This window comes from Streptomyces sp. NPDC041713, assembly GCF_055591085.1.
On sequence record NZ_JBVIZY010000002.1, the window covers coordinates 573,078 to 591,132 of the forward strand.

Annotated in this window: 14 protein-coding genes; 2 read left to right on the plus strand and 12 right to left on the minus strand. The window is 71.9% G+C overall.

Annotation, left to right across the window (positions count from 1 at the left end):
• Positions 1-57: 57 nt before the first annotated feature.
• The 8 genes from ACZ6CV_RS07445 to ACZ6CV_RS07480 all read right to left on the minus strand — a co-directional run bounded on the left by ACZ6CV_RS07445 (position 58) and on the right by ACZ6CV_RS07480 (position 9,367).
• Complete coding sequence (locus ACZ6CV_RS07445) at positions 58-495, minus strand: cytidine deaminase (protein WP_469249991.1); 438 nt, start codon at positions 493-495, stop codon at positions 58-60.
• Positions 492-1,757 (minus strand): ABC transporter permease, encoded by a 1,266-nt coding sequence (locus ACZ6CV_RS07450; RefSeq protein WP_469249992.1) that lies wholly within the window; start codon positions 1,755-1,757, stop codon positions 492-494. The genes ACZ6CV_RS07445 and ACZ6CV_RS07450 overlap by 4 nt, the downstream gene beginning before the upstream one ends.
• Positions 1,754-2,896, minus strand: a complete 1,143-nt coding sequence (locus ACZ6CV_RS07455) for an ABC transporter permease (RefSeq protein ID WP_469249993.1) — start codon at positions 2,894-2,896, stop codon at positions 1,754-1,756. The genes ACZ6CV_RS07450 and ACZ6CV_RS07455 overlap by 4 nt, the downstream gene beginning before the upstream one ends.
• Positions 2,893-4,503 (minus strand): ABC transporter ATP-binding protein, encoded by a 1,611-nt coding sequence (locus tag ACZ6CV_RS07460; RefSeq protein WP_469250301.1) that lies wholly within the window; start codon positions 4,501-4,503, stop codon positions 2,893-2,895. The genes ACZ6CV_RS07455 and ACZ6CV_RS07460 overlap by 4 nt, the downstream gene beginning before the upstream one ends.
• Positions 4,504-4,759: 256 nt before the next feature.
• Complete coding sequence (locus ACZ6CV_RS07465; RefSeq protein WP_362363819.1) at positions 4,760-5,812, minus strand: BMP family lipoprotein; 1,053 nt, start codon at positions 5,810-5,812, stop codon at positions 4,760-4,762.
• A gap of 284 nt (positions 5,813-6,096) precedes the next feature.
• Positions 6,097-7,179: a BMP family lipoprotein gene (locus ACZ6CV_RS07470; protein WP_469250302.1), complete on the minus strand. Its 1,083-nt coding sequence runs from the start codon at positions 7,177-7,179 to the stop codon at positions 6,097-6,099.
• A 260-nt stretch (positions 7,180-7,439) separates the two neighbouring features.
• Positions 7,440-8,690, minus strand: coding sequence for a M20 family metallopeptidase (locus ACZ6CV_RS07475; RefSeq protein WP_362365132.1), 1,251 nt, complete (start codon positions 8,688-8,690; stop codon positions 7,440-7,442).
• Positions 8,691-8,821: 131 nt separating this feature from the next.
• On the minus strand, positions 8,822-9,367 hold the full coding sequence (locus tag ACZ6CV_RS07480) for a hypothetical protein (RefSeq protein ID WP_469249994.1): 546 nt from the start codon (positions 9,365-9,367) through the stop codon (positions 8,822-8,824).
• Positions 9,368-9,612: 245 nt separating this feature from the next.
• On the opposite strand from ACZ6CV_RS07480, the gene ACZ6CV_RS07485 reads away from it, so the two are divergent.
• Both ACZ6CV_RS07485 and ACZ6CV_RS07490 read left to right on the plus strand, forming a co-directional pair.
• The gene (locus ACZ6CV_RS07485; RefSeq protein WP_469249995.1) at positions 9,613-10,812 is read left to right on the plus strand and encodes a serine hydrolase domain-containing protein; all 1,200 of its coding nucleotides are present in this window, start codon (positions 9,613-9,615) and stop codon (positions 10,810-10,812) included.
• A 1,734-nt stretch (positions 10,813-12,546) separates the two neighbouring features.
• Entirely contained in the window at positions 12,547-12,993 is a 447-nt protein-coding gene (locus tag ACZ6CV_RS07490) for a protein-tyrosine phosphatase family protein (protein WP_469249996.1), read from the plus strand.
• A 20-nt stretch (positions 12,994-13,013) separates the two neighbouring features.
• Here ACZ6CV_RS07490 and ACZ6CV_RS07495 read toward each other — a convergent pair whose 3' ends face one another.
• The 4 genes from ACZ6CV_RS07495 to ACZ6CV_RS07510 are packed head-to-tail and all read right to left on the minus strand — an operon-like array spanning position 13,014 to position 17,888.
• A complete protein-coding gene (locus tag ACZ6CV_RS07495) occupies positions 13,014-14,123 on the minus strand; it encodes a hypothetical protein (RefSeq protein WP_469249997.1) in 1,110 nt (369 codons plus the stop codon).
• 38 nt (positions 14,124-14,161) lie between these two features.
• A complete protein-coding gene (locus ACZ6CV_RS07500; RefSeq protein WP_469249998.1) occupies positions 14,162-15,121 on the minus strand; it encodes an N-acetylneuraminate synthase family protein in 960 nt (319 codons plus the stop codon).
• A 14-nt stretch (positions 15,122-15,135) separates the two neighbouring features.
• Positions 15,136-16,512: a cytidylyltransferase domain-containing protein gene (locus ACZ6CV_RS07505; protein WP_469249999.1), complete on the minus strand. Its 1,377-nt coding sequence runs from the start codon at positions 16,510-16,512 to the stop codon at positions 15,136-15,138.
• Positions 16,513-16,538: 26 nt separating this feature from the next.
• Positions 16,539-17,888: a DUF6716 putative glycosyltransferase gene (locus tag ACZ6CV_RS07510; protein WP_469250000.1), complete on the minus strand. Its 1,350-nt coding sequence runs from the start codon at positions 17,886-17,888 to the stop codon at positions 16,539-16,541.
• Between the last annotated feature and the right edge of the window lie 167 nt (positions 17,889-18,055).

The following is an 18,055-nucleotide window of genomic DNA, read 5'->3' on the forward strand; positions in this document are numbered from 1 at the left end:
AGCCGGGAGCTGAAGACGGCCCCGCGCCCACGATCTCCAAGGGGGCGGGGCCTGGCCTCAGTTGAGGTGCTCGGGTCCGAACGCGTCCGGCAGCAGGTCACCCAGCGGCCGTACGCCCGACGAGGTCTCCAGGAGCAGGTCCGCGCCGCCGAACTCGTACAGCAGCTGGCGGCAGCGGCCGCACGGCATCAGGATGTCGCCCTTGCCGTCCACGCAGGTGAAGTGCGTGAGCCGGCCGCCCCCGGTCAGCTGGAGCTGCGAGACCAGGCCGCACTCGGCGCACAGGCCGAGGCCGTAGGAGGCGTTCTCCACGTTGCAGCCGGAGACCGTCCTGCCGTCGTCGACCAGGGCCGCGGCACCGACCGGGAAACCCGAGTAGGGCGCGTACGCGCGGGACATGGCCTCGCGCGCCGCCTCCCGCAGGGCGTCCCAGTCGGCGTCGGTGACGGCGTCGGCTTCGGCTTCGGCTTCGGCTTCGGAGGGCGGAACCGTCACTTGCCTTGTCCCCTTCGGTAGGGCATTCCGTCCGCCTTCGGCATCCGGAGCCGCTGGGCGGAGAGCGAGAGGACCAGCAGGGTCACCACGTACGGCGTGGCGGTGACGACCTGGTTGGGCACCTCGTCGGTCAAGCCGTACCACAGGAACATCAGCGCGGAGATGGCCGCGGTGATCGCCGCGGGCACGTACCGCTTGCGCCAGGCGAGGTAGACCGCGCCGATGACCAGCAGGATCGCGAGCAGCAGCAGGAGCGCGTGGACGTTGGTGCCGCCACCCCGGAGTTTCAGGCTGTCGGTGTAACCGAACAGGCCCGCACCGAGCGCGAGTCCGCCCGGCATCCAGTTGCCGAAGATCATCGCGGCGAGGCCGATGTAGCCGCGGCCGCCGGTCTGGCCCTCCAGGTAGATGTTGGAGGCGACCAGGGAGAGGAACGCGCCGCCGAGGCCCGCGAGGCCGCCGGAGATGACGACGGCCAGGTACTTGTACTTGTAGACGTTGACGCCGAGCGACTCCGCGGCGACCGGGTTCTCGCCGCAGGAGCGCAGCCGCAGACCGAACGCGGTGCGCCACAGCACCCACCAGCTCAGCGGCACCATCGCGACGGCGACCACGGTCAGCGGCGACAGGTTGGTGAAGAGCCCGCCGAGCAGACCGGCGAGGTCGGAGACCAGGAACCAGTGCTTGCCGTTGAGGTCCATCAGCCAGTCGGAGAGCCCCGGCACGGAGAAGTCCCCGAGCGATTCGACGGGCGGCGACTGCTTCGACGTACCGCCCTCCTCGCCCTCGAAGGCGAAGGTGGCGAGGTAGCGCGTGACGCCGAGGGCGAGGATGTTCAGGGCCACACCGGAGACGATGTGGTTGACGTTGAAGGTGACCGTCACGATCGCGTGCAGCAGACCGCCGAGCGCACCGCCGAGGACGCCGAAGAGGACACCGACCCACGGGCCCCACTGGAAGCCGGCCCAGGCACCGAACCAGGTGCCGAGGATCAGCATGCCCTCCAGGCCGATGTTGACGACGCCCGCGCGCTCGGCCCACAGGCCGCCGAGTCCGGCGAGGCCGATCGGCACGGCGAGCTTGAGGGCCGTCGACATCTGCCCGGTGGACGTGATGCCGTCGGCGCCGGTGATGATGCGGACCACGGAGGTCAGCACCAGGACGCCGGCGATGATCAGCAGGAGGACGGGGAGCGAGATGCGGCTGCGGCCGGCCGGGGCGGGCTGCTTGGCCGGGGGCTTGGCCACGGATGCCGTACTCATCGGGCAGCCACCTCCTTCACGGAGTCGTTGTTGCCGTTCTTGCCGTTCGCGCGGGCGGCGGCGGCCAGTTCCTCACCGACGCGGCGCTGCTGGCGGCGCAGGCCCCAGCGGCGGACGGACTCGGAGGAGACGACGACCGCGATCACGATGAGGCCCTGCATGATCACCGCGATCTCCTTGTCGTACGAGACCGGGGTCGCGTAGTCGAGGGCGGGCGAGGCCTTGTCCAGGAACGCCCACAGCAGCGCGGCGAGCGCGATGCCCACCGGGTTGTTGCGGCCGAGCAGCGCGATGCCGATGGCGGTGAAGCCGAGCCCCGCCGGGAAGCTCAGGCTGTAGGTGTGGGTGTCGCCGAGCAGGATCGGCAGGCCGGACAGGCCCGCGATGGCGCCGGACAGCAGCATGGCGGTGAGCACCATCCGCTTGGCGTTCACGCCGGAGGCCGCGGCGGCCGACTGGGAGGCGCCGGTGGCGCGCAGGTCGAAGCCGAACCGGGTGCGGTTGAGGACCAGCCAGTACAGGACGCCCGCGAGGACGGCGACGAACACGAAGCCGTAGATCTCGCCGGACGCGCCCATGCCGATGCCGGGGAACCAGCCGGACTCCTCCATCACGCCGGTGGTCTGGTTGTTGCCGACCGGGACGCCGAAGTTGTCGGTGAGGGTGAGGTAGCCGATGACGCTCGTCGCGATGGAGTTGAGCATGATCGTGGCGACCACCTCGCTCACTCCGCGGGTGGTCTTCAGGATGCCCGCGATGCCGGCCCAGAAGGCGCCGGTGAGCATGGCGACGGCGATCAGCAGCGGGATCTGCAGCGGCGCGGGGAGCGCGACGTGCGTACCGACGACCGCGGTGATCATCGCGGCGAGGCGGTACTGGCCGTCCACGCCGATGTTGAACAGGTTCATGCGGAAGCCGATGGCCACCGCGAGCGCCGCCAGGTAGTACATGCCGGCCTGGTTGATCGTCAGGACCTGCACGTCGGAGTAGGAGATCTGCTCCAGCATCAGGGTGTACGGCTCGATCGGGTTCTTGCCCGAGGCGAGCAGCACGACCGAGGTCAGTGCCACGGCCACGACGAGCGCGATGACCGGTCCGGCCACCGCGAGGAGCACCCGCTCCTTGTCGAACTTCTTCATCGGGTCTCGTCCTCCTCGGAGCCGTCACCGGACTCGGTGTGTTCCAGGTGTCCGGAGGCGGCGCCCGTCATCGCCGACCCCAGCTCCTCCGGCGTGATGGTGGCCGGGTCGGCGTCGGCGACGAGCTGCCCGCGGTAGATCACCCGCAGGGTGTCGGAGAGGCCGATCAGCTCGTCCAGGTCGGCGGAGATGAGGAGGACCGCGAGGCCCTCGCGGCGGGCTTCGCGGATCTGGTCCCAGATCTGCGCCTGCGCGCCGACGTCCACGCCGCGGGTGGGGTGGGCGGCGATCAGGAAGCGCGGCTTGTGGCTCATCTCGCGGCCGACGATCAGCTTCTGCTGGTTGCCGCCGGACAGGGAGGCGGCGGTCACGTCGATGCCGGGCGTACGGACGTCGTACTCCGCGACGATGCGGCGGGTGTCGGCCTGCGCGGCCTTCGGGTCCAGCCAGAAGCCGCGGGCGTTGGGCTTCTCGGTGACGTGGCCGAGGATGCGGTTCTCCCACAGCGGGGACTCCAGGAGGAGTCCGTGGCGGTGGCGGTCCTCGGGGATGTACCCGATGCCGGTCTCGCGGCGCTTGCGGGTGGGGACGGCGGTGATGTCGTCGCCCGCCATGCGGATCACGCCGGAGTCGGCGTGCTTGAGGCCGATGAGCGCGTCGATCAGCTCGGTCTGCCCGTTGCCCTCGACGCCCGCGATGCCGAGGACCTCCCCCTCGTGGATCGTGAAGGAGATGTCGTCGAGCAGCGCGCGGCCCGAATCACCGTCGGCGAGCAGCTTGAGGCGCTCCACCTGGACCATCGGCCGGTCGGTGACCGTCGACTCCGCCGTCTCGGGGGTGGGCAGTTCGCTGCCCACCATCAGCTCGGCGAGCTGGCGCGGCGTCGTCTCGGACGGGATCGCCGTGCCGACCGTCGTGCCGCGCCGGATGACGGTGATGTCGTCGGCCACGGAGAGGACTTCGCCCAGCTTGTGGGAGATGAAGATGACCGCGAGGCCCTCGGACTTCAGCTCGCGCAGGTTGTCGAAGAGCGCGTCGACCTCCTGCGGCACGAGCACGGCCGTCGGCTCGTCGAGGATCAGCGTGGTGGCGCCGCGGTAGAGGACCTTGAGGATCTCCACGCGCTGCCGGTCGGCGACGCCGAGGTCCTCCACGTACGCGTCGGGGCGCACCCCGAGCCCGTACCGCTCGGATATCTCGGCGATCTTGCGGCGGGCCGCGCCGCCGATGCCGTGCAGCTTCTCGCTGCCGAGGACGATGTTCTCCAGGACGGTCAGCTGGTCGGCGAGCATGAAGTGCTGGTGCACCATGCCGATGCCGCGCGCGATCGCGTCGGCGGGGCTGGCGAAGGCGACCTGCTCGCCGTCGACGCTGATGGTGCCCTCGTCCGGCTTCTGCATGCCGTAGAGGATCTTCATCAGGGTCGACTTGCCCGCGCCGTTCTCGCCGACGAGGGCGTGCACGCTGCCCCTGCGGACGGTCAGGTGGATGTCGTGGTTGGCCACGACGCCCGGGAAGCGTTTGGTGATGCCGTTGAGCTCAACGGCGGTGCCATCGGGGGCGGTTGACGCCTTGGTGATGGGCGGAGGGTTGGTGGACGCGTCGATGGCGCACTCTCCTCGGGGGCCGGAAGGCCTGAAAAGGGCCGGAGGGAAAGGGGCCGCCTACGCGCGCAGTGCCCCTGCTCGTGGGGGTCCCCGGGCGGGGCTCCCCGGTCTCGGAACGCCCCCGCTGGCGCGGGCGTTCGAGCTTGGGTCCGCGCGAACGGGGCGCGGGTGAACCATCGTCCCCCACACCCCGTCGCACGAGAATCACGCTGCCGTCACGGCAGCGGGCAGGGCGGCCCGCACGGCCGCCGCGCCGTCACGGCGTGGTCTTGACCTTGATCTTGCCGCTCTTGATGCCCTCTTCGGCCTTCTTCAGCGCGGCCTGGACATCCTTCATCTGCTGGAACTCGGGGTTGGAGGCCGCGAGCGCGACACCGCCGGACTTGAGGTCGGCGCGGACGACGCCGCCCTTCGCCGAGCCGTCCTCGACGGCCTTCGCGAGGTTGTAGACGGAGCCCGCGACGTCCTTGGTCGCCGAGGTCAGGATGTACTTCTTGTACTTCTTGAGGGCGTCCTGCTTGTACTGGTCGGAGTCGACGCCGATCGCCCAGACCTTCTTGGCGGCGGCGGCCTCGATGACGCCCTGACCGGAGAGGCCCGCGGCGTGGTAGACCACGTCGGCGCCCTTCTCGATCTGGCCCTGCGCGGCGGTCTTGCCCTTGTCGGGGCTGGAGAACCCGCCGTCCTCGGCCTTCTCGGTCAGGTACTGCTTGACCAGCTTGACCTTGGGGTCGGTGTCCTTGATGCCCTGCGCGAAGCCCGCCTCGAACTTGTGGATCAGCGGGACGTCGACGCCGCCGACGAAGCCGACGGTCTTGGACTTGGTGGCCTTGGCGGCCGCGACGCCCGCGAGGTAGGACGCCTCCTGCTCGCTGAAGACCAGGTCGGAGACGTTGTCGGCCTTGACCGTCTCGTCGTCGACGATGCCGAAGGTGGTCTTCGGGTACTTCGCCGCGACCTCCTTGATGGCGGGCGCGTACGCGTAGCCGATACCGACGACCGGGTTGTAGCCCTGCTTCGCGAGCTGCGTCAGGCGCTGCGCCTTGTCGGCGTCCGACTCGCCGTCGACCGGCTCGACGGCCTTCTCGCCGGTCTTGAACTCCTTGGCGGCCTTCTTCATGCCGACGGTCGCGGCGTCGTTGAAGGACTGGTCGCCGGCGCCGCCGACGTCGTAGGCGATGGCGACGCCCTTGTTCTTGTCGTCCTTGCTCGCGGCGGCGTCGCTGGACGTGCCACCACAGGCGGAGACGGAAACGGCAAGAGCGGCGGTCGCGGCGCCCGCGACAGCTATTCGAGACACCCGGCGCATAGAGACGAACTCCTTGAGTCAAGCAAGCACAAGCACGTACAAGCACAGGCGTGGGATCGCGCCCGAAGCGTCAGCACCTCACGTGGCGCTGATTTCGCCGCAGCGTAACGCGCGTAGACCTGACATAAGAACCCTTCTGTCCCGTCCGTTATCGAGCTGTGGCCACCGGGCGTCCGGCGCCCGAACAACGGGTGGGCGCCCCCTTTGTGGGGGCGCCCGGTCGCCGCTTGGAGTACTACGTAAAACGTGTACGGATCACGCGCCAAACGTGTACGGATCACGCGCTACGGGACGATCTTGACCTCGACCTTCCCGCTGACGATGTCCTTCCTGGCCTTCTCGACGGCGGCGACGACGTCCTTCATCGCCCGGTACTTCGGGTTGGAGTCGGAGAAGCCGACGCGGCCGGACTTGAGGTCGTAGCGCTGCTCGCCCTTCATCGGCTTGCCCTCGACGACCGACTTGGTCAGGTCGTACACCGCGCCGCCGACGTCCTTGAAGGCGGAGCCGAGGATGTACTGCTTGTACTTGGCGAGGGCCTTCTGCCGGTACTGGTCGGAGTCGACGCCGATGGCCCACTTCTTCTGCGAGCCGGCCTCCTGGATGACGCCCTGCCCCGAGAGGCCCGCGGCGTGGTAGATGACGTCGGCGCCGGCCTCGATCTGCCCGCTCGCGGCGTTCTGGCCGCGGTCCGGACTGGAGAATCCGCCCTCCTCGGGCTTTTCCGTCAGATACCGCTTCTCGATTTCGATCTTCGGGTCGACGGACTTCACGCCCTGCACGAATCCGGCCTCGAATTTGTGGATGAGCGGAATGTCCACTCCTCCGACGAATCCCACGTGTTTGGCCTTGCTCGTCTTCGCGGCGGCGACCCCCGCGAGATAGGAGCCCTGCTCCTCGTGGAAGACCAGGTCGACGACGTTGTCCGCCTTCACGGTGTTGTCGTCGATGATCCCGAAGGTGGTCTTCGGGAACTTCTTGGCTGCGGCCTCCACGGCGGGCGCGTAGACGAAGCCGACGCCGACGACCGGGTCGTAGCCCTGCTTGGCGAGCTGTTCGAGGCGCTGGATCTTGTCGGCGCTGGACTCGCCGTCGCCCGGCTCCATGTCCACGCCGCCGACCTTGAACTCCTTGCGGGCCTTCGCGTACCCCGCGTAGGCGGCGTCGTTGAAGGACTGGTCGCCCTTGCCGCCGATGTCGTACGCGAGGCCGATGCCCTTGCCCTTGTACGCGGACGAGCCCGCGGAGCCCTTGTCGTTGCCGTCGTCCTGCGAGGCCTCGTCGCTGGTCTTGCCGCAGCCGGCCGCGGCGAGGACGAGCACGGCGAGGGTGGCGGTGATGTGAGTGGCGCGAGATTTCCGGGAGATCCGGGAAGAGCTCCGGGAAGAGATCTGTGAAGAGAGACGACGCACAGGAAGCACCCCTTGATCGCCAACGCGCCGTGTACGGCGCTGATTTCGGCGCACATTAACGCGCGTAGAAAGGGAGGGGAACGGGTTTTCGCGGTGCTGTTACCTCTTCGTGCTGATGTGTGCGGAGGGCTTGGGAAGGCCGTGGAGAGCGTCGGAGGGCCGGGTGCGTCCGCGTGAACGGTCGTACGCACCCGGCCCTCCGGTATCTCCCTGCGTCAGAGCCCCGCGTCCAACAGGGCGGCGGCGGTGAAGAGTTCGACGCCCGCGGTGATCGCCGACTCGTCCACGTCGAAGTCGCCCTGGTGGAGGTCGCGGACGGTGCGCTCGCCCGGCCTGCGCACGCCGAGCCGGGCCATGGCGCCGGGGACCCGCTCCAGGTACCAGGAGAAGTCCTCGCCGCCGAGGCTCTGCTCGGTGTCCTCGACGGACTGCGGGCCGCGCCGCGCCGACATGGAGTCGCGCAGCAGCTCGGCGACGAGCGGGTCGTTGACGACCGGCGGCACCCCGCGGATGTAGTTGATCTCGCACTTGGCGCGGTAGAGGTCGGCGATCTCCTGGACGGCGCCGTGCACCAGGTCGGGCGCGTCCCGCCAGGCCCTGAGGTCCAGGCAGCGCACCGTCCCGGAGAGCTCGGCGCGCTGCGGGATCACGTTCGGCGCGTGGCCCGACTCGATGCGGCCCCAGGTCACCGAGAGGCCGGAGCGGGCGTCGGCGCGGCGGCCGACCAGGGCGGGGACCTCGGTGGCGACCTTGGCGGCGGCGGTGACGAGGTCGGTGGTGAGGTGCGGCCGGGCGGTGTGGCCGCCGGGCCCGCCGAGGGTGACCTCCAGGCGGTCGCAGGCGGAGGTGATGGCGCCGTGCCGGACGCCGATGCGGCCCGCGTCGACGCGCGGGTCGCAGTGCACGGCGAGGATCTTGCCGACGCCGTCGAGGGCGCCGGACGCGATGGCGTCGGTGGCGCCGCCGGGCAGCACCTCCTCGGCGGGCTGGAACACCAGCCGCACGGGGCAGGGCAGCTCCCCGCGCTCGGCCAGCTCCGCGAGGACGAGGCCGGCGCCCAGGACGACCGTGGTGTGCACGTCGTGCCCGCAGGCGTGCGCGCGGTCGGGCACGGTGGAGCGGTAGGGCACGCCGAGCTTGGTGTCCGGGATGGGCAGCGCGTCGATGTCGGCGCGCAGGGCGAGCATGGGCCGCACGCCGTCCCAGGTGCCGATGCCGATGTCACAGATGAGCCCGGTGCCCCCGGCGAGCACATGGGGCGCGAGGCCCGCCTCCTCCAGCCGGGCCTTGATGGCCGCGGTGGTACGGAACTCCTGGTTGCCGAGCTCGGGGTGCATGTGCAAGTCGCGGCGGAAGGCGACCAGTTCGGCGCGGAGCGCTTCGGGCAGCGCGCCGGGGAGCGTGTCCGCCGGTACGGACTCCGATTCGGACACGTCGTCGGACACCTCTTCGGACGCACGGGACATCAGTTGGTTCACCCTTTGAAGGGTAAGGCGACGAACCGGCCAACTGACCCACGATCAACAAAAGTTCAGCCCGTTAGGGGAAGATTTTCTGGCGACGTGGCGCATGACCGTCGGTCGGAGTGGGTAAGGAATTACGCCCTCACGGGGGATGCGCAGGCCGTGCGGCGCCGGTAGTAGGCCAGGGCGACCGCCGTCAGCAGGGGCGGCCAGGTGATCAGCGGGGTGTAGCACGCGATGAGCAGGACGGTCTGCGCCGCGTTGCCGGTGACCCCTCCCTCTCCGGCGTCTCCTCCCCCGCCGTCCGCTCCGAGGCCGGTGAGCTGAGCGTAGAAGGCCCACGCCAGGATGCCGAACAGCGCGGCCGCGCCGAGCAGCGCGGGGACGACGGCGGCGAGCGGGCGCACGGGCCGCCCTCCGAGGACGGGCAGCCACTTCGGCACGGTCTCGCCCCAGCCCCGCACCAGCCCGAGGGTCAGGAGGGCCAGCCCCTCGGAGACGATGCTGAGCATCACGATGTACGCGGCCTCACCGGCGCCCCGCTGCGGTTCCGCGGCGACGGGGAGCCCGGCGACCAGGGCCAGCCGCCACACTCCCGAGGGGAGGGTGGCGAGGGGCACGGCGTGCGCGGCGAGGGCGGCCCAGCGTGGGACGCCGGGCAGTGCGGTGATTTTCAGCATGGTCCGATGCTGTCGCCGATGTGGCCGGCGGTACATCGGCACCCAGGCCGATCCGGCTCCGCCGGACGGGGGAGGCGGGGCGCGCCGCAGTAGGCGTCGGGGGGTAGCCCCACCCGCGGCCGGGTGGGTGGCCGGATCGTTCGGGAGGGCGCCCGGGGACAGGCTGGAACCGGCAGAGGCGGTACGGAACGAACGTGCCGTCGGATCGCCGTGATTCCCCCGTCGTCCTCCCCTGGAGTTGACCCGTGCGTGACCAGACATCGCGGAAGTCCCGTTCGCCTCATTGGTGGGGTGGTTGGCGCGGGCCCGTCCCGGCCGCGGCGGTGCTGGCCGCCGGCATCCTGGCGTCGGGCGCCCTCGCACCGCCCGCGGCGGCCGGCGGCGGGCGGCCCGACCCCGTGCAGCGGGGGCTGAGCGCGCTGGTGGGGGCGGGGGGTTCGCCCGGGGCGCTTGCCGGGGTCGTGGGGCGGGACGGGCGTACCCGTGACTACACGGCCGGGGTCGGTGACGTGGTGAGCGGGGCGGGGGTGCCGCGGGACGGGCGGGTGCGGGTCGGCAGCAACACCAAGGCGTTCACCGCGGTGGTCGTCCTGCAGCTGGTCGCCGAGGGGCGGGTCCGCCTCGACGACCCCGTGGACACGTACCTGCCGGGCCTGGTCCGCGGCCACGGCAACGACGGGCGCGTCATCACCGTGCGCCATCTCCTGCAGCAGACCAGTGGGCTCCCCAACTACAGCGCGTACCTGGGCGAGGAGGTCCGGTACTTCGCGCCGCGCGAACTCGTCGACATCGCGCTGCGGCACGAGTCCGAGTCCGAGCCGGGCAAGACGTGGAAGTACAGCAACACGAATTACGTGCTGGCCGGCCTGATCGTCGAGAAGGTCACGCGGCACTCCCTCGCCGAGGAGATGGAGCGGCGCGTAATCGGGCCGGCCGGCCTGCGCCACACGTACTTCCCCGCTCCCCGCGACGCGACGATCCGGGGCCCTCACCCGAAGGGGTACTACCGGGCGTCGGCGGACGCGCCGCTGCTCGACGTCACGGAGACGGATCCCTCGTGGGGCTGGGCGGCGGGTCAACTCATCTCCACCGACTCGGACCTGAACCGGTTCTTCACCGCGCTCCTGGACGGAGACCTCCTGCCGCGGGCGCAGCTCGCCCAGATGCGGAGGACGGTCCCCGCGGAGGAGACCTTCGGCCCCGGCGCGCGCTACGGCCTGGGGCTCGTGAGCAAGCCGTTGCCGTGCGGGGGCCTGTACTGGGGTCATGGGGGCAGCTTTCCGGGTTACGAGACGCGGGGCGGGGCCACGGAGGATGGGCGGGCGGCGAATGTGGCGGTGACGAGGCAACTGGACGACGAGGCGGACAGGGCCCGCGTGGACCGGGTCGTCGAGTCGGGGCTGTGTGGGGCGGGTTGGGGAGGGGGGACTTCGGTGGGGCGGTGACGTTGGGGGTGGGCGGGGCCGCCCGGGGTTTTGCGGAGTGTGGCGGTTCCGGGCCGGCAGTAAAGGGCGCTCCGCTGCGCTACGCGTCGGCTTCGCCGATTCCGCTCCGCTCCACCCTTGACTCCCGCCCCTCCACCGCACGTTGACTTCTGACCCGGACGGCCAGGGGTGGGGCCGACGGGTGCCGGAGGATGGGTCATCACCTTTCGCTGCCGGGTGCGGCCCGGTCCATCGTGGCCGGGCGCCTCGGTGCGCGCCCGGCCAGCCCGGCGGCCTCGCCGCTCGGGTCATCACCTTCACTGCCGGGTGCGGCCCGGCCCATCGTGCGCCGACGCCACGGTGCGAGCTCGGCCCACGGGCTGTCTGGTTGGGTCATCAGCTCTCGCGGCCGGGTGCGGTCCGGTCCATCGTCGGCTGAGGTCACCCGCAATGCGCTGCCCGGGGACAGGGGGCTGCCACCTCTGGGGGGTCTGGCACCTACTTTGGGAAAGTTGCGAATGAATATGCCGCGCGCCCCCCTGTCACGCCCCAAGCTCCCCCGGAACCGCCCCATCCGCCAAAGGGAATGGGGCAGATGGGTTCAGTGGGGCTACCGGGGCTGGTGAAGGCACAGGATCCTGCGATCGGGCACCCGCCGGGCGGCGCGCGAGGAGTGGCAGGGGGGCGCGCGGAGATCCGCTTCGCAACTTTCCCAAAGTAGGTGCCAGAGGGGGAGGGATGACGGGGAGGGATGGGGTGGGGACGGGCCTGACATCAGAGGGCGGGCTCTCCCGGCATGCTTAGGTCCCCGGGGGGCGCATTCGATGTGGTGAGGGGGCGCGCGGCGTCTCGATTCGCAACTTTCCCGAAGTAGGTGCCCGACCACGAGAACCCGGCTCGCGCCCCCGCCCCCCCTCGACCGAAACAGCCAGGCACGACGCCCCGGACCGCACCCGGCCGCGAAAGCCGATGACCCGAGTGGTGAGGCTGCGTGGGTGGCCGCGCCCGGAGCCTGACGTCCGCCCACGATGGGCCGGGTCACACCCGGCGTCGAGAGGTGACGGCCCGAGCAGCGTGCCCGGCCGGCTGGCCCAGCCCAGACCCTGACACCTGCCCACGATGGGCCGGTCCGCACCCGGCCGCGAGAGGTGATGGCCCGAGCGGCGAGACCGCCGGGTTGGCCGAGCACGCACCGTGGCATCGGCCCACCATGAGCCGGGGCGCACCCGGCAGCGCGAGCCTGTGACCCAGGCAGCGACGCCGCGTGGGCGGCCCAGCAGCAACCCTGGCCCCCGCGCACGATGGGCCGGACCGCACCCGGCCGCGCAAGCGGAGGACCCGACCAGACCCGCCGTGGGCCGAGTTCGCACCGGGGCGTCGGCGCACGATGGGCCGGTCCGCACCCGGCAGCGAGAGCTGATGGCCCGAGCGGAGAGGTCCGCCGCCTCACCCCTGGCCGTCCGGGTCGGAGGTCACGTCGCGGTGGAGGGGCGGGAGTCAAGGGTGGAGCGGAGCGGAATCGGCGGAGCCGACGCCCGAAGGGCGCCCTTTACTGCCGGCCCGGAACCGCCACACTCCGCAAAACCCCGGGCGGCCCCGGTACGAATCGAAGGCACCGGGCCAGCGAAGGGGGCCTCCGGGGCGAGCCCCGGTTCGTCGCTCCCGAAAGTTCGGGCGGCCGCCCGGTGATCATCAGCTCCGTCGCACTATCCTCCCCCGCATGGACACCCCCGTACTCAATAAGGCCCATCGGCCATGAGCGGCCACCGCGCCGCAGCCACCTGGCAGCCCGGTGCCCCCGGCGTGCTGTCCCTGCCCTCCGGGCGGCTCTTGCGTGGGCGGGGGCTTCGGCGTGGGGTGGCAGGCGGGGAGCCGCCGCACCTTGGGGTTTATTTGTTGGGGAAGCCGCCTCCCCACGTCCCGTGGGAGTCGCGCTGGCTGCGCTGGCCCGACTTCCGGCTGCCGAGCGACCGGGAGCAGGCGCGCACCCTGCTGCGCGAAGTGCGGGAGCGCGCCGTCGACGAACGCGTCGAAGTCGCCTGTGGCGGGGGGCGCGGGCGGACCGGGACCGCGCTCGCCTGTGTCGCCGTCCTCGACGGGGTCCCCGCCGACGAGGCGGTCGCATACGTACGTGCCCACTATGACCGGCACGCCGTGGAGACTCCCTGGCAGCGGCGGTATGTGGCGCGGTTCGCCGCATAGGGCCCTGTAGGTCCCCGCGGTTACGCCGGCGCCACGTGCCGTACCGACGTCAGGCGGTGCACATCCCGCGCCGTCCCCGTGACACCGGACAAGAACCCCTGCGCGCGCGGCGACGCCGTCTCCGTCAGCCACGCCGGGTCGATGTCGCAGACCGCCACCTTCACCTCCGTACCCGCCAGCGCGAGCGGCAGCGTGTGGACGACGGTCGAGGGGAAGCTGAGGATCGTACGGCCGATGGGGCCGCGGCGGGCGATGAGTTCGAGGGGGAGGTCCGGGCGGACCACCTGGAGGCCGGTCTCGACCGCGAGTCGGTGGAGTTTCTCGGAGCTCTCGCGGCGGTGGGCGAAGTAGCGGGTGGCGCCGTGGGTGCGGGACAGCGCCCGGACCGCCTCCACGTACCGGTCGGGGTCGACCACGCCGGTCTCGACGAGGGACGTGCCGACCAGGTCGGCGCCCTTGCCGACACGCGGCGGACCGAAGCGTTCCCTGGTCCAGGCGAAGGCGTTGACCGTGACCTCCACGCCGTCCGGCGCGCTGTCGATCGGCATGGAGGAGAAGACCTCCACCCTGCGGGCCCCGCCGGGCGTGAGGCGGCGCCGCGCCGAGGCCGAGACCGGCGCGAAGACCAGGTCCCGGGGGCCGGGGCGGCCGCCCTTGCGGTGCCAGCGCTGCAGCCGCTCACCGCGGGCCAGCTGGGAGATGAACTCCATGGTGGCCGTGCCGTCGTCGACGACGACCAGCGAGCGGGCCCGGGTGATGGTGAGCAGGAGCTGTACGTAGCGGGAGAACGGGTCGCCTATGACGATCCGGCCGGCCCTGCGCAGCGGGCCCGTGAGCCCGCCGACGGTGTGGAAGGGCGCGGTGGCGCCGCCACGCGCCTCCTCCCAGCGGACCTCGACGCCCTCGTCGCGGGCGAGCTGTGCCATGCGGCGCAACTGGCCGCGCGTCATGGGGTCGTTCGGGGAGAGGACGACGACGGTGAGGCCCCCGGCCGGGCCGGTGGCGCCCGCCCCGTGCGCCCATTCCAGGACGTTCAGGAGCTGGACCGGGCTCTCCACGAAGGCGAGCGTGGAGTCCGCACCGGCCGGCGCGGCTGTGGTGTCGGCGCCACGGCCGACTCGGGGGCTCATCGTTGGGTGTCCGTCTCCCGTCAGCGCGGTCCGCGCGGTCAGACCGCGACCGGCTCGGCCTCGGCGGACTCCGCCTCGGCGACGACACCGGCCACGCGGCGCAGCTTCTTCATCGGGCCGAGCTCCGACGCGTAGACCTTCTTGACGCCGTCGCCGAGGGACGCCTCGATGGTGCGGATGTCCCGCACCAGCCTCGTCAGGCCCTGCGGCTCCACCGACGCGGCCTGGTCGGAGCCCCACATGGCGCGGTCGAGGGTGATGTGGCGCTCGACGAAGGTGGCGCCGAGGGCGACCGCGGCGAGGGTGGTCTGCAGGCCGGTCTCGTGGCCGGAGTAGCCGATCGGGACGTTCGGGTACTCGGCCTGCAGCGTGTTGATGACGCGGAGGTTGAGCTCCTCCGCCTGCGCCGGGTACGTCGACGTGGCGTGGCACATCAGGATGTTGTCCGAGCCGAGCACCTCGACCGCGTGGCGGATCTGGCGAGGGGTGGACATGCCCGTCGAGAGGATGATCGTGCGGCCCGTGGCGCGCAGGGCGCGGAGCAGCTCGTCGTCGGTGAGCGACGCGGAGGCGACCTTGTGCGCGGGCAGGTCGAACTTCTCCAGGAAGGCGACGGCCTCGGTGTCCCACGGGGACGCGAACCAGTCGATGCCGCGCTCGGCGCAGTGCTCGCTGATGGCCTGGTACTCGGACTCGCCGAACTCGACGCGGTGGCGGTAGTCGATGTACGTCATGCGGCCCCAGGGGGTGTCCCGCTCGATGTCCCACTGGTCGCGCGGGGTGCAGATCTCCGGGGTGCGCTTCTGGAACTTCACCGCGTCGCAGCCGGCGTCGGCGGCCACGTCGATGAGCGCGAACGCGTTCTCCAGGTCACCGTTGTGGTTGATGCCGATCTCCCCGGTGATGTACACGGGCCGGCCGGGACCGGCCGTCTTCGAACCGAAGCGGCGCAGGCGGGAGTCGGCGGCGATGGAGGTGACGGTGTTGGTGGAGCTCATGGCAGGAACAGTCCTTAACTGTGGAGGGAGTCGAGAGAGGGGCCGAGGATCCAGGTGGCGATCTCTCGGATCGCGCCCTCACCACCGGGGGCGGTGGTGACCGCGCGTGCGGCGCCGCGTACGACGTCGTGGGCGCTCGCGACCGCCACGGGCCAGCCCACGAGGGCGAAGCACGGGAGGTCGTTGACGTCGTTGCCGACGTAGAGCACGCGCTCGGGCGCGATGCCCTGTTCCTCGCACCACTGCTTCAGTGCGAGGTCTTTCCGGTCGATGCCGTGCAGGACCGGGAGCTTGAGCTTCCTGGCGCGCGCGGCGACGACCGGGTTCTGTTCCGTGGACAGGATCAGCATGTCCAGGCCGCTCCTGCGGAGGGCCGCGATGCCGAGTCCGTCGCCGCGGTGCACGGAGACGAACTCCCGTCCCTCGGAGTCGATCAGCACCCTGTCGTCGGTCTGGGTGCCGTCGAAGTCGAGGACGACCGCGTCGATGTCGGCGGCGGTCGGGAGGGCGGCCTCGTCCCCGGGGCGGGCCGCGTCGAAGAGGGGGGCGAGCGCGCGGGCGCGGGCCAGGTCGTGCGGGTCGTCGACCTCCAGGACCCGCGCCGGGTCGGTGCGGACCGGCTCGGTGCGGCCGAAGAAGCGGTGCTTCTCGGTGCGGAAGCCGGCCGCGTCCATCGCGTAGGCGGCGCCGGTCTCCAGGAGGTCCTGGGGGCGGTCCTGGCGGCGCGGGCGGAACGACTTGTCGTGGTTGACGCCGTAACCGCCGCGCGTACGGGCCGCGTTGGCGAGGGTCGCGGTGCCGCCGCGGGCGTCCGTGCGCTGGGCGGGGAGCGCGGCGCCGGCGTCCGTGGCGTCGTCGGCCGCGTCGCGCCAGATGAAGCCGTGGAAGGGCGCCACCGTGACGGCCGTGTCCGCGCCGTGCTCGGTGACCGCGGCGGCCACCCCGTCGACGTCCTCGGGGGTGAGGAAGGGGCTGGTGCACTGGACGAGCAGGACGACGTCCACGCGCGCGCCGTGCAGCGCCTCGTGGGCGTCCATGGCGTGCAGGACGGCGGCCTCGCTGGTCGCGGTGTCGCCGGCGATGGCCGCTGGGCGCAGGACCACTTCGGCACCCGCCGCGCGGGCCGTCTCGGCGATCACGTGGTCGTCGGTGGAGACGACGACGTCGGTGACGTGCCGGGCGGCGGTGCAGGCGCGGATGGCGCGGGCCACCAGCGGTACGCCGCCGACCGGGGCGAGGTTCTTGGCGGGCACCCCCTTGGAGCCGCCGCGGGCGGGGATGACGGCGAGCACGCGGCGGGGCGCACCGGGCGTACTGGTCGTGCCGGGCGCACCGGTCGTGCCGGGCGTACCGGCCGGGCCGGGCGTACCGGCCGGGCCGGGGTGGGACATGGGGGCTCCTTGGAGGGGGTGGGTGCTCACAGCTCGCCCATCCGCCGGATGACGGGGGCCACGCGCTGCACTCCGTGCCGGTAGGCCCCGCGGGCCGCGCGGCGCACGATCTGCCGTACGGGGCCGGGGTCCCGGTCGGCCGCGGGGGCGCCCGGCAGCGGTTCGCCGTCCGGGCCCAGGTGGTGGCGGGCGAGGATGCCGGGCAGATAGCCGCGGGCCGTGGTGAGGCCGTAGTAAGGGGCGAGGGGCGCCAGACCGCCGGCGGCCGCCTCGGTGAGCAGCTCGGTGACGCGCTCGCGGGCCGCGTCGAAGGCGCTCTCGTACGCCCCGTCGGCGGCGACGCCCTGCCGGGCCAGCCAGCGCTCGTCGGGCACGGGCAGGTGGCCCGCGTCCAGCTGGTCCCAGGAGGCGAGGCATCCGGAGCCGGTGAAGTGGTGGTTGCCGAGCGCCTCGCGCACCCCGAGGTCGGTGAGGACCGCGGTGGGGATGCGGCGGTGCAGGGACTCCAGGGCGGCCGTGGACGAGACGGTGACCAGCAGGTCGGTGCGGTCCAGGACCTCGCCCATGTGCCCGTAGACGAGGCGGCAGTTGGCGGGCAGTCCGCCGTCGAGGCGCTGCGCCAGCTTCTGGTAGGGCAGTTCCTCGATGTGGGTGGTGTGCTCGCCGGGCCTGCTGCGCAGTTTGAGCAGGACCTCGCGGTCGGGGTGGCGGCGGGCGTGCTCGGCGAGCCTGCGCAGCAGGTAGCCGCGGTGCGCGGCGGTCTCCGGGACGGAGGGCTGGGCGGCGAAGACGACGGTGTACGGGTCGTGCTTCTTCTCGTACGGGGCGCCGCCGAGGAACGGCAGCGCGGCCTCCGTGACCGCGGAGGCGTCGGCGCCCACCCCCTCGTACACCGCGCGGAAGCGTTCGGCGTCCTGGCGGGAGTTGGCGAGGACGACGTCCGCACCGTGCCGCAGGAGGAGGCCGTCGGCGAGCTTCTCGTAGACGACGCCGACGTAGCCGGTGACGACCACGGGGCGGCGCGCCGGGCCGCCGCTGAGGCGGGCGTCGCGGGTGACGCGGGCGAGTCCGTGCAACACCGCCTGGACCGCGCCGCCCACCAGGGCGAGCACGATCAGGTCGGGCGCGTCCCGCTCCGTCTCGCGCAGGAACTCCACGGCGGTGACCTCGCGCAGGGAGTCCGCGCGCACGCCCACCTCGTCGAGCTGCCGGGGGGTGGGAGTGGCCCGGCCGCGGAGCAGGTACCCGTCGAGCCGGAGGCCCTCGGCCCTGGCTCCCGATACGATGCGGTTCGCCGTGAGGGCGCCCCATTTCCATCGCGTATCGGAGTCGGCGAGGACGGCGACCCGCAGCGGGTTCTGGTTGCTTGCTGGCACGTCCCAGACGCTAGGAAGGCAATTCGATTCGCGGCCCAACTCGGGTGCAACAAACGGTTAACAGCACGCCGACGAATGGCGAATCGGCCCGGGAACGGCCTTTCCGGCGTCCTGGTTAACCATTCCGCCATACGTCGTTCACCTGTCATCCCACCGCGGGTCGACCC